At 60.3% G+C, this 12,005-nt stretch carries 8 protein-coding genes; 4 read left to right on the forward strand and 4 right to left on the reverse strand.

All coding sequences use genetic code 11. The features are described 5' to 3' along the window. Positions 1–72 precede the first annotated feature (72 nt). Positions 73–3,186, reverse strand: coding sequence for a transglycosylase domain-containing protein (locus PseAD21_RS20370; RefSeq protein ID WP_102357385.1), 3,114 nt, complete (start codon positions 3,184–3,186; stop codon positions 73–75). A 341-nt stretch (positions 3,187–3,527) separates the two neighbouring features. Further along, positions 3,528–3,986 carry a transposase gene (locus tag PseAD21_RS20375; RefSeq protein ID WP_102357387.1) on the reverse strand — a complete coding sequence of 153 codons (459 nt, stop codon included), beginning with the start codon at positions 3,984–3,986 and terminating at the stop codon, positions 3,528–3,530. A gap of 689 nt (positions 3,987–4,675) precedes the next feature. Here PseAD21_RS20375 and PseAD21_RS20380 point away from each other — a divergent pair. From PseAD21_RS20380 to PseAD21_RS20390, 3 genes are all read left to right on the forward strand, one after another. Further along, complete coding sequence (locus PseAD21_RS20380) at positions 4,676–6,094, forward strand: amino acid permease (RefSeq protein ID WP_102357389.1); 1,419 nt, start codon at positions 4,676–4,678, stop codon at positions 6,092–6,094. A gap of 167 nt (positions 6,095–6,261) precedes the next feature. After that, a complete protein-coding gene (locus PseAD21_RS20385) occupies positions 6,262–7,752 on the forward strand; it encodes a glucosyltransferase domain-containing protein (protein WP_102357390.1) in 1,491 nt (496 codons plus the stop codon). Positions 7,753–7,866: 114 nt separating this feature from the next. Continuing rightward, a complete protein-coding gene (locus PseAD21_RS20390) occupies positions 7,867–8,229 on the forward strand; it encodes a GtrA family protein (protein ID WP_102357392.1) in 363 nt (120 codons plus the stop codon). 36 nt (positions 8,230–8,265) lie between these two features. Here PseAD21_RS20390 and PseAD21_RS20395 read toward each other — a convergent pair whose 3' ends face one another. Further along, positions 8,266–9,885, reverse strand: coding sequence for an FMN-binding glutamate synthase family protein (locus tag PseAD21_RS20395; protein WP_102357393.1), 1,620 nt, complete (start codon positions 9,883–9,885; stop codon positions 8,266–8,268). 241 nt (positions 9,886–10,126) lie between these two features. Further along, positions 10,127–10,927 carry a LuxR C-terminal-related transcriptional regulator gene (locus tag PseAD21_RS20400; protein WP_102357395.1) on the reverse strand — a complete coding sequence of 267 codons (801 nt, stop codon included), beginning with the start codon at positions 10,925–10,927 and terminating at the stop codon, positions 10,127–10,129. 124 nt (positions 10,928–11,051) lie between these two features. Between PseAD21_RS20400 and PseAD21_RS20405 the strand changes: the two genes are divergently transcribed. After that, positions 11,052–11,873, forward strand: coding sequence for a carbon-nitrogen hydrolase family protein (locus tag PseAD21_RS20405; protein ID WP_102357397.1), 822 nt, complete (start codon positions 11,052–11,054; stop codon positions 11,871–11,873). Positions 11,874–12,005: the final 132 nt, after the last annotated feature.

A 12,005-nucleotide genomic window follows, 5' to 3' on the forward strand; every position in this document is an offset into this window, starting at 1 on the left:
TTCGTGCGGATATTTCGAGAAATGCGTACTGAAAAATAGCGGGTTACCGCCATTCCCTGACCGTTGTATGCCTTAACGAGCGGCGGTCACTTGCGGGCCCTGGCACAGGGTGTTCGTGCCCGGTTGCAGGTACGGCGAGAGGATTGGTGCCATGCCCTTGAGCACCTGCACCGGCAGCGCCGAAGTGAACTTGAAGTTCTCTGCCGAGCGCCCGGGGACGAACGCGGTCAGCGTACCGAAGTGGTTGTTGCCGATGTAGAACACGAAGGTCGCGGTGCGGTTGATCGATTTGGAACTCAGGATGCGTCCGCCGGAGCCGATGGCTTCGATGCGGTTGTCGCCGGTGCCGGTCTTGCCGCCCATGACCAGCGGCACTCCGTCGGCGGTCTTGAAGCTGCCGGAGACGCGTTTCGCTGTGCCCGAGTCCACCACTTGCGACAGCGCCTCGCGCATGGCTGTGGCGACTTCCGATGGCATGACCCGTTTGCCCACGTGAGGGTCATTGGTCAGGCGCGTTTCATACGGAGTGCCGGCGGCAAAGTGCAGGCTGTCGATACGCAGGGTCGGCATGCGCACGCCGTCGTTGAGGATGGTGCCGATCAGTTCGGCCAGGGCCGCCGGGCGATCGCCGGAGCTGCCGATGGCGGTGGCCAGCGACGGCACCAGATGATCGAACGGATAGCCGACTTTCTGCCAGCGCTGGTGAATCTCCAGGAACGCCTCGATCTCGAGCATGGTGCGAATACGGCTGTCGCGGGCACCCTTGTGCTTGCTCTTGAACAGCCAGCTATAGACTTCCTGGCGCTCGAACTGGCTGGCCTTGACGATCTGGCTGAAGGTCGCATCCGGGTTGTGCAGCAGGTAGCCCATCAGCCACAGGTCCAGCGGGTGGACCTTGGCGATGAAGCCCTGATCCGGCAGATCGTAGGTGCCCGGGCCGTAAGCGTCGTACAGCCGAATGAGACGGTCGTCGGTGAGTTTTTCGGTGAGCTTGGCGCCTTTGAGGTGCGCGCGCACAAAGGTGTTGAAGTCTTCCTGGCTGGCGTTGGGCAGCAGGTAACGGTGCACGGCGGCCATGCGGATCGGGGTCGGGCGCATGCTGTCGAGGAAGGTGTCGAGGCGTGCCTGGGTGTCCTTGTTCTTGTACTTCTTCCAGAACTTGAGCAGGAACGAGGTGCCTTCGCGATCGGCAAAATTCGCCAGGTATTCCTGACGCCGCGGGTCGCGATCGTCCTTGAGCAACTCGGCGCTGCTGTTGGGGCCGGAGTAGGTGACGTAGCGCACCACATCGCGCATCAGGCGAATGAACGGCAGGTTGATCGACTCACGCAGGGCATCGCGCAGGGTCGGCATCCGGCCGTTGTCTTCCTTGCGAAAGTTGTGAAACACGTGCAGGCCGCCACCGGTGAAGAACGCTTCGCCGGGGCTGGCGGAGTACTTGCGATCAAGCGCGGCGCCGAGCATTTTCGACAGGTCGTGGTCTTTGTTCTGGATCAGGTAATCGATCACCCACTGGCTGAGGCGATCCTGATCCGGTACCTCGACTTTCTTCAACTCCGGCACCGTCATGGCGCCGTACTTGTCGTGCAGCTCGGAGATGATCTGCAGGTAGGTGGTCAGCACGCGCATCTTCGCCGTCGAGCCGAGTTCCAGCTTGCTGCCTTCGTTGATGTCGAACGGCTGGTCGGTGCTGTCGGTCTGCACCCGCACCCGCGAGCCGTCCGGCGTCAGTTCGAACAGGGTGAAGCTGTAGCGCACCTGGGTGGTGCTGGTGGGGGTGAGCAGGCGTTCGCCGATCAGGCCGATCTGCCCGGCAAACGCGGGGTCGGCAAGTTTCTTCAGGTATTCGGTGGCCTGGGTTTGCAGGTCGCCCTGCAAGGTGCTGGTGGCCGACAGGTCGAGGCGGTCGAGGTCGTACAGCGGACGATTGAGCAGGGTTGCCAGCCGGCTGCGGGCGACGCTGATGCCCTTGTTGGCTTCGATTGGCTGAATGGTCGGCTGGGTCTGCCAGTCGCGGTAAGTGACCTTGCTCGCCAGCGCGGCATCGGCCAGGGCATTGTCGATCACACCACCTTGTTTGAGCAGACGCAGGTGGCTGTCGGTGAGGTCGGCAAGTTCTTCGCGGCCCTTGGTCAGGTAATGCGAAGGGCGGCGCTGGGCGATCATCAGCGAGAGCATCTCGCGCAGGGCCAGGCCTTTGTCGGCCATGGTTTTCGGGTCGGTGGCCGGGCTGTTCAGCTGTTCATTGGCCTGGTTGAAATCGCTGCCGTACCAGACCCGCAAACCTTCGGCCATGCCATGCACTTCACCGTGACCCGGCACGGCGGAGAGCGGCACGCTGTTGAGGTAGTCACGAATGATGTTCTGCCGGGCGCCAAGAGTTTGCGGCCCGGGCTGATAGGCGCGCACGCTGGCGGAAATCATCTGACGGATCTTCTCGGCGCCGGACACCGTTAGGCCATCGGGCGAATGCCGGTACTTCTCCAGTTGCGTGGCCAGCGTACTGCCACCGGCCGATTGCCCCGGCAGGTGCAGCAACTTCGCCACTTGCGACCACGCCGCCATGCCGAAGCGCGGCCAGTCTACCGCCGGGTTGGCCAGCGGCTGTTTGGGATCGAGCAGAAAACGGTTTTCGATGAACAACAGGCTGCTGACCACCACCGGCGGAATCGCCGCGAAACTCGAATACAGTTGCTGCGGGTACTTGTACTGATACAACGGCGCGGCGCGGCAATCGGTGATCGACAGCCCGGCCTGGATTTTTTCCGAGTAGGGCACGAACAGGCCTCTGTCGGTGTAGCTGAGCAGCGCTGGGGAAAACCGGGTCTGCTCGGTGATCACGTAATCGCGCTTGAGCAGACGCGGCAGGAATTCATCGAGGGAACTGTAGCCCAGACGCAAATCGAACGGCCCGTTACCCGGGTAGCGGATCGCTTCGCTGGGGCCGGGTTCCAGCTGATATTTGAGCGAGGCGGCGTATTGGCTCAGCTCTCGAGCCTGAAAGCGTGAGGTGCGCATTTCCTTGCTCGCGGCCAGGCCAACCACGATGGCGATAATCAGCAGCAACAACCAGAACGCCTTCCATCCGTGCCGGTTGCGGCGTTTTTGGGGGGGGACAGGCGCTTCATCCACACGTTCAGTCGGAACCACGGCTTTACTCGAATCGGTTTGCCACAAAGCGCCCATAGTCGATTGATCCATTCACGCAGATTGATCGGACTTGACTGAAGCTTAGACGGTGGTTGGTGATGGGGGAAAAAATGTGCGGGGCAGCCATCTGAACAAAACTGAAGTCGGTGGCTGTTTTGAGTGGAGGTTATCTGTACTGAGGGGATTTTTCTGTGGCTAGGGGATTCATCCCCGATGGACTGCGCAGCAGGCCCAAGCTCTTCAAATGCGGAGCCCCTTGGTCAGGGGCCGCTTCGCGCCCCATCGGGGATAAATCCCCTCACCACATTCAAATCTCTTAACCACAGATAAATCCCCTTACCACGGATAATCACCATGATCGGGCTTCGGTAACGGACCTAGAGCCAGCAGGCGTCCCAAAGCGGGTAGTCGCCAATCCGCTCCACCAATCCGGCTCGTAGCGGATTGGCAATGATGTAACGGGCGAACGGTTTCAAGTCTTCGCCGTCGCGTATGGCACGGTCGTGATAGCCGGTTTGCCACAATCGGCCGCGACGACCGGTTTTCCTGTTAATGGCTTGGGTGCAGCGCGCCTTTACCGCGCCAATGACTTTGCCAAGATTGTCGCTGTTCAACTGCATCAGCCAATGAAAGTGATCAGGCATGACCACCCAGGCGATGGACTCCACCAAGCCTTGTTCATGGGCGTGACGAAGTTCTGCGACCAATAAACGGCCTGTGCGCCAGTCGGAAAATACCGGCTGGCGGTCATACACAACTGAAGTGACGAAATAGGCTCGGCCTGTTTCGGAATGTCGGCCTAAACGAAGACGGTAGGTATTTGGTTTGACTGGCATGTTCGCTCCCTGCGTTGAGTCATCCAGGTCCGAAGGCTAGTCGCGGATTGCTTTTGTGGGATCGGTAAATGCCGTAGGAATTTTCGGATTGGGAGGATTGAGGTCACCTGTAATGAGGCGCTGTAACTGCGGTGAGCGGATTGATCTGTGGTGAGTGGATTTATCTGTGATGAAGAGATTTATCTGTGGCGAGGGGATTTATCCCCGATGGCCTGCGCAGCAGGCCCAAGCTCTTGAAATGCGGAGCTCCTTGTTTAGGAGCCGCTTCGCACCCCATCGGGGATAAATCCCCTCACCACAAAAACCTTTCAGCTCACAGGACCATATGAATTAAAGAGTGCCGGTCTAGAGCTGTTTAATCTTCAATACCACCAAAGCAGGTACATGACGGTGCACCCATGCTGTGCAATACTCGCCGGCCTTTTTGGTGGCGAATATTCCTACGTAAAGCAGTTAATGCCTCTCCGTAAACCGGCTTATTGCCGAGACTTCTCGCTGAATGTTGTGGTTTATAGAGTGAAAAGCCCTGTCACAAGCTTTTTATACTGCACGTCCCGCTGATCTTGCAGGTTGGGACCTGCGAGACGTGTTTGCCCACGAGGCAGGTGCGGTTTCTGGAAGCTCAGGCCTATCGGTCGAAGCTTCGATACTCGGTGGTCATATCCAATAACAAGACGAGGTTGTTCCCTATGCCAGTCGGCAATCACCTGCCCCACGGCGAGACCGCTCACGGCGGCCCGCTCAAACGCGAACTCGGTGAACGGCATATCCGCCTGATGGCGCTCGGCGCCTGTATCGGTGTCGGTCTGTTCCTGGGTTCGGCCAAGGCCATTGAAATGGCCGGTCCGGCGATCATGCTCTCCTACATTCTCGGCGGTCTGGCGATCCTGGTGATCATGCGCGCCCTCGGCGAAATGGCCGTGCACAACCCGGTGGCCGGCTCGTTCAGCCGCTACGCCCAAGACTACCTCGGCCCATTGGCGGGCTTTCTCACCGGCTGGAACTACTGGTTCCTGTGGCTGGTGACCTGCGTCGCGGAAATCACCGCCGTTGCGGTATACATGGGCATCTGGTTCCCCGATGTACCGCGCTGGATCTGGGCCCTCGCGGCACTGCTCAGCATGGGCTCGATCAATCTGATCGCGGTGAAAGCCTTCGGTGAATTCGAGTTCTGGTTCGCCCTGATCAAAATTGTCACGATCATTGCCATGGTGATCGGCGGCGTCGGCATCATCGCGTTCGGTTTCGGCAACGATGGCGTGGCGTTGGGGATTTCCAACCTGTGGGCACACGGCGGTTTCATGCCCAACGGCGTGACCGGTGTGCTGATGTCGCTGCAAATGGTCATGTTCGCCTACCTCGGTGTCGAGATGATCGGCCTGACTGCCGGTGAAGCGAAGAACCCGCAGAAGACCATTCCCGATGCCATCGGCTCGGGGTTCTGGCGCATTCTGCTGTTCTACGTCGGCGCGCTGTTCGTGATCCTGTCGATCTACCCGTGGAACGAAATCGGCACTCAGGGCAGTCCGTTCGTGATGACCTTCGAGCGTCTGGGCATCAAGACCGCCGCCGGCATTATCAACTTCGTGGTGATCACCGCAGCCCTGTCGTCGTGCAACGGCGGCATCTTCAGCACCGGGCGCATGCTCTACAGCCTGGCGCAGAACGGCCAGGCCCCGGCCGGTTTCGCCAAGACCTCCAACGGCGTGCCACGTCGGGCGCTGCTACTGTCGATTTTTGCGCTGCTGATCGGCGTGCTGCTCAACTACCTTGTGCCCGAGAAAGTCTTCGTCTGGGTCACTTCGATCGCTACCTTCGGCGCGATCTGGACCTGGGTGATGATCCTGCTGGCGCAACTGAAATTCCGCAAAGGCCTGAGCGCCAGCGAACGTGCCGGCCTGAAATACAAGATGTGGCTGTACCCGCTCAGCTCGTACTGTGCGCTGGCGTTCCTGGTGCTGGTGGTCGGCTTGATGGCCTACTTCCCGGACACTCGCGTGGCGTTGTATGTGGGGCCGGTGTTCCTGGTGCTGCTGACCGTATTGTTCTACGTGTTCAAGCTGCAGCCGACCGGTGATTCGCAGAGTGCGGTGCGTTCGGTTTCGTAAGTTGAAAGTGCGGTAATTAGAGAAGCCCCGGCCAACTGGTTGGGGCTTTTTCATGGGCGCAGCAGGGGGCATTAACCGCCGGTCTGAAAGAGCGATACAAACCCTGCTGCAAGGCTCAAACCTGTATCACTTTGCAATCTCGCGCAGCCGTGAACAGAGGCGCAGACATGAGGACGAGCGCATTTCTCGAACGAGAGCTCAGCCAGCGGCAGGTCGTGCTGTTCTTCCTGCTCGCAACGTTGCTGTACGTCCTGCCACTGCTCCTCGCCGACTTCCCCTACATCGACGACAACTGGCGCACGCTGGCCGCCGGTAACGCCTGGGCCGGGCAGGGGCGGTTGTTTGCCGACTGGTTTTATCAGGCGCTGACCTTTACCGGCGCCGCGCCGAACATCTTTCCGTTACCGCTATTGCTCGCCGTCGTAGCGATGAGTCTGGCCCTGACGCGCCTGACCTTTCACTACTTCGCCGAACCGACGCTGGCCTGCTGTCTGGTGCCGTTGCCGCTCTGGTACAACCCTTTCCTGTTGCAGAACCTGTCCTATCAATATGACGGCCCGATCATGGCCCTGAGCATGGTCGCGGTGATCTACACCATCACGTTCGAAGGTGCATCGCGGGTGCAGCGCTGGCTGGTACCGGCGTTGTTGTTGGCGCTGGCGATCGGTCTTTATCAGATCAGCCTCAATGTATTTGTCGGCCTGTGTTGTGTGGAACTGCTCAGGGCCGTTCACCGGCCAACCCGATGGCCGGAGATCCTGCAGATGCTGGGCGGGAAGTTCGCGCAATTGGGCCTGGGCATTCTGATCTACAGCGTCACGGCCTATCCGTTCATGGACACGTTGCGCAAAACCGAGCTGCTGACCCTCGACGGCCAGCCACTGCTGCAGATCGGCATCAACCTTGAGCGGGTACTGGAAAAAGTCGCGCTGTTGTTTCACGGCGGCTATCCGTGGGTGTTCGCGGTGCTGGTGTTGTGCGCGCTCACAGGCTGTGTGCGGCTTGGACAGTCGAGGCGTCAGCCTCTTTGGCAAACCCTGCTGGCGTGCTTGATCACGTTGCCGATGCTGATATTGCTGGTGCCGGGGATCACGCTGCTGTTTCGTGATTTCAACGAAGGTGCGCGGACCCTGATGGGGTTCGGTGTGTTGCTGGTCGGGTTGTTCTATCTGGCGCACTTTGCGTTGGCATCAGGACACGGTCGTTTACCGTTGCTGCTGATCATTCCGCTGCTGGCGACACTCTCGCTGTCCTTCGCCTATGGCCGAGTGTTGACCCTGCAAAAAGACTTCGCCAGCAGCGCGCTGTACAGCCTGAGCCACGACATTGCCGAGCATCGCGAACTGCGCGAAGCCAAGCGGATTTACCTGGCGGTGAGCTACTCCGATCGTTGGCTGGTGAGCGCGGCCGGTTCGTTCAAACGGCTGCCGGTCCTGCACTATCTGCTCAATGTCGATTACTTCGTCCTCGCGGAAAACCTGCCGTCAGCAGGCATCACCAACGTGGTCGCCGAACGCGAACGGCGCAACGCCACCCGCGTCGGGTATCAGGGGTTTCCGGCGTTGGTGGACAGCCTGTATTACCGGATATATCTGATCGGCGATTACGGTTTCATTGTGATGAAGGAACCGCCGCACGGCAGGATGTTGCAGTGGTAAGGCTGACCGTCCGTCGTAATCCAACCCGTACCTGTAATTTCTGACAGTAGACCGCTCAAGCGCCATGCCCTAGCTTCGAAAGCCCGCCAGACGAAACCATGGCAAGGAACCGCAATGAAAGGATTCCCTGCGCTGACAGTGATTGGAATGGCCGATGCACTCATCCACTGGCAGGTTTTTTTTGTCCTGTGCAGCGCTGCCGGACTGACCCAGGCCGCCAGTAACTTCGCCGCCTTCTGTGTGGCGGCGGCGTTCTCGTTTTACGTGAACATGCTCTACACCTTCGACAGCAAGACGTCGGTGTACGGCTATTTGCTGTTTATCGGTCTGATGGCGGGCGCAAGCTTGGGCATCGGTTCGATTGCCGATATGCGCGGATGGCATGGTTTGCTGACGGTGACGGTGTTTACTGTTCTGAACCTGATGGTGGGCTGCTGTTTTTTCCGGTTTTTGCTGTTTCGCCAGCAACGGACCTGAGGCGCCAGCCTGCCGAGCAGACTGGCGAATCGATCATCATGCAGCAGCCACTTCCTGCGGCTCAAAACTGTCCGCCCTAGCCATCTGCCACATCCGCGAATAGAACTCGCCGTTCACCTCACCCGTGAGCAATTCCCCCGGTTTCAGAAACACATGCAGCTGCGAGAACAGTTTGATTTCAGTCGCCGACATGCGCCGTACCAGGTGCTTGGCCGACAGTTGCGACGGATGCTCGAGGCCGGCGGCGGCGAGCATTTCCGCCAGCGCCTTCAATGTATTGCGGTGGAAGTTGTAAACCCGCTGGGCCTTGTCCGGGACGACGAGGGCGCGCTGGCGCAGGGCGTCCTGGGTGGCGACGCCGGTCGGGCATTTGTTGGTGTGGCAGCTTTGCGACTGGATGCAACCGATGGCGAACATGAAGCCGCGTGCCGAGTTGGCCCAGTCGGCGCCGATGGCCAGCACGCTGGCGATGTCGAAGGCGCTGACGATCTTGCCGCTGGCGCCGAGTTTGATCTTGTCGCGCAGGTTCAGGCCGACCAGAGTGTTATGGACGAACAGCAGGCCCTCGCGCATCGGGACGCCGATGTGGTCGGTGAATTCCACCGGGGCGGCGCCGGTGCCGCCTTCCTTGCCATCGACGACGATGAAGTCCGGCAGGATGCCGGTTTCCAGCATGGCCTTGGCGATGCCCATGAACTCCCACGGATGACCGAGGCAGAACTTGAAGCCCACCGGTTTGCCGCCAGACAGTTCACGCAGTTGCTGGATGAAATGCATCATCTCGATGGGCGTGGAAAACGCGCTGTGGCGTGACGGCGAGATGCAGTCTTCGCCCATCAGGATGCCGCGGGTGTCGGCGATTTCCTGTGTCACCTTGTGCTTGGGCAGAATCCCGCCATGGCCAGGTTTGGCGCCCTGGCTCATCTTGATTTCGATCATCCGCACCTGCGGGTTCTGCGCCTGAGTGGCGAAGCGCTCCGGGTCGAAACGGCCGTCGCTGGTGCGGCAGCCGAAGTAGCCGCTGCCCAGTTCCCAGGTCAGGTCACCGCCGTTTTCCCGGTGATACGGACTGATGCTGCCTTCGCCGGTGTCGTGGGCGAAGTTGCCGAGCTTGGCGCCCTGGTTCAACGCGCGGATGGCGTTGGCGCTGAGCGAGCCGAAGCTCATCGCCGAGATGTTGAACACCGACGCTGAATACGGCTGGGTGCACTGCGGGCCGCCGACGGTGACGCGAAAACTGTTTGGGTCGCTCAATGGCGCCGGGCGCATTGAGTGGCCGATGAATTCAAAGCCCGACTGATACACGTCGATCAGCGTGCCGAACGGTTTGTCGGCGCTTTCATTCTTCGCCCGCGAGTACACCAGCGAGCGCTGGGCACGGGAGAAGGGCAGGGCGTCGCTGTCGGATTCGAGCAGGTACTGGCGGATTTCCGGGCGGATGCCCTCGACCAGATAGCGGATGTTGCCCAGGATCGGGTAGTTGCGGCGTACTGCGTGCGGGCTCTGCATCAGGTCGAACAGACCGAGCAGGCTCAGCACGCCGGTGACGGCGGTGATCGGCCACAGCCAGTCGTGGTCGAGAAAGGGCAGGCTGGCGAGGGTGAAAATCACGCAGACGGCAAAGAAGGCGTAGCGGCTCAGGAGTGACAGGCTCATACGGTTTCCTTGGTTCGGACTCAATAGTTTGCAAACCTGCGGCAGCAGGCGGGCCTGTTGATGAGATCTATTGTGGTGAGGGGATTCATCCCCGATGGGTGGCGAAGCCGCCCCAAAACCATTCACCGCGGTTTAACTGAAAGTCCGCATGCATAGACTTGGGGCTGCTGCGCAGCCCATCGGGGATGAATCCCCTCACCACAGGAACTCAACTCCCACAGGAAAGCATTTCAACGCGTTGTCAGGCGTTTTGCGCCTGAAGAAAAATCGAAAACAGCTCCGACTGGGATTTGATCCCCAGCTTGCTGTACATGTGTTTCTTATGGACTTTCACGGTTTCTACGGAGATTTCCAGCTTACGGGCGATTTCTTTACTGGAGCAACCGCTGAGCATCAAACGCCCGACATCCAGTTCCCGCGCAGTCAGTTGCGCGCCCTTGAGTTGTTGCACCGAGGCTTCCAGTTGCACGCGCCAGTCGACCGGTGCAGGCGCGGCTGCGAGGGCCACGGTTGCGTTGATCTCGTACGGCAGGCGCTGGCGCAACAGGCCCAGTACCCATGGCTGGATCAAAGACAGCAAAGCAATCTGTTCGCCAGTGAAACGTTTTTCACTGCCCAGCGACAGACACAGCGTGCGTTCGCCTTCAAGCTGGCAATTGAACTGGATTTCGTCGGCGACCACATTCAGACGAAAGTATCGCTGGTAATACTCGGTCAGCTCGAAATGCTCCGGCGCCACCTCCGACAGGCGGTACAACCCGGTGCGCGACTGCTCGCGGCAGTCGATGTAGAAGGGATCCAGCCGGTACAACCCGCGCAGATAATCCTGAAACAGCGGGTCGGGACTGCCGTCCTCGCCAGGGCATTCGGCGAAGACCTGCGGGTGCTGATCGGCGCTGAACAGCAGCGCCACCCAGCTATCGAACGGCACGTACTGGTCGAGCAGGCGCACCAGTTGCGCCCAGAAATTGGGCTTGTCGAGCGCGTCGATCAGTTGGCCGACGGCGCGGTGCCAGGTGATGTCATCAAACGAAACGGACATGGACTACCCCTATCGGGTTACCTCGGCCGCGTGATTCCCTGGCCGGTTGCTTGCTGCGCATACTGGCCCACAGACAGCCACCGGGCAATCTTTCCGCGCCCGGCCATGACCACAAGGACTCGCGATGAAAGTCGAACTCGCCCAACTGGCGGGCCGTGACCAAGACACGGCGTACAACCTCGAACGTGCCCTCGCGGCGATCGCCGCGTGCGCCGCTGACACGCCACTGATCGTGTTCCCGGAAACCCACCTGATGGGCTTCCCGACCGCCGACACTGTGGCGCAGATCGCCGAGCCGGTGGACGGCCCGACCGTCAGCACTGTGCTGGCCGCCGCCCGCCAGCGCAACATCGGCGTGGTGATCGGCATGGCCGAGAACGACAACGGTCGTTTCTACAACACCACGCTGCTGATCACCCCCGAAGGCATCGCCCTGAAATACCGCAAGACCCACCTCTGGGCCTCGGATCGCGGCGTGTTCGAGGCGGGCGACCGCTATGCCACCTGCGAGTGGAATGGCGTGCGCGTGGGCTTGTTGATCTGCTACGACATCGAATTCCCCGAGTCCGCCCGTGCGTTGGCGCAACTGGGCGCCGAGTTGCTGATCGTGACCAACGGCAACATGGACCCGTACGCGCCAACCCACCGCACCGCGATCACGGCCCGCGCCCAGGAGAATCAGGCGTTCGCGCTGATGGTCAACCGCGTCGAGGCCGGGGATGACGGCTTGATGTTCGCCGGTGGCAGTGCGCTGGTCGATCCGCTGGGGACGTTGCTGTTCGAAGCGGGGCGTGAAGAAGGGACGTTCAGCGTCGAGCTGGATTTCGCTCAACTGGAGATTGCGCGAAAGGATTATCGCTATCTGGATGATCAGCGGTTGAAGCTGCCGGGGGAGGTGGTGGAGCACGCTTGCGGTTTGCGCGAGTTGCTGATTCCGGTGCGCTGATCCGGATTCTGAGGTGTCTCGGCTGACGCCTTCGCGAGCGGGCTCGCTCCCACATTGACCGTGGTGACCACACCCCCCCGTGGGAGCGAGCTTGCTCGCGAAGAGGCCCATCCAGACAACACACCTGTTTGA

Source organism: Pseudomonas sp. AD21 (genome assembly GCF_002878485.1).
Classification (GTDB): Bacteria; Pseudomonadota; Gammaproteobacteria; order Pseudomonadales; family Pseudomonadaceae; genus Aquipseudomonas.

Excerpts from the sequence above, each read along its gene's own strand:
- PseAD21_RS20370 (WP_102357385.1), bottom strand. The coding sequence starts at position 3,186 with ATGGGCGCTTTGTGGCAAACCGATTCGAGTAAAGCCGTGGTTCCGACT.
- PseAD21_RS20375 (WP_102357387.1), bottom strand. The coding sequence starts at position 3,986 with ATGCCAGTCAAACCAAATACCTACCGTCTTCGTTTAGGCCGACATTCC.
- PseAD21_RS20380 (WP_102357389.1), top strand. The coding sequence starts at position 4,676 with ATGCCAGTCGGCAATCACCTGCCCCACGGCGAGACCGCTCACGGCGGC.
- PseAD21_RS20385 (WP_102357390.1), top strand. The coding sequence starts at position 6,262 with ATGAGGACGAGCGCATTTCTCGAACGAGAGCTCAGCCAGCGGCAGGTC.
- PseAD21_RS20390 (WP_102357392.1), top strand. The coding sequence starts at position 7,867 with ATGAAAGGATTCCCTGCGCTGACAGTGATTGGAATGGCCGATGCACTC.
- PseAD21_RS20395 (WP_102357393.1), bottom strand. The coding sequence starts at position 9,885 with ATGAGCCTGTCACTCCTGAGCCGCTACGCCTTCTTTGCCGTCTGCGTG.
- PseAD21_RS20400 (WP_102357395.1), bottom strand. The coding sequence starts at position 10,927 with ATGTCCGTTTCGTTTGATGACATCACCTGGCACCGCGCCGTCGGCCAA.
- PseAD21_RS20405 (WP_102357397.1), top strand. The coding sequence starts at position 11,052 with ATGAAAGTCGAACTCGCCCAACTGGCGGGCCGTGACCAAGACACGGCG.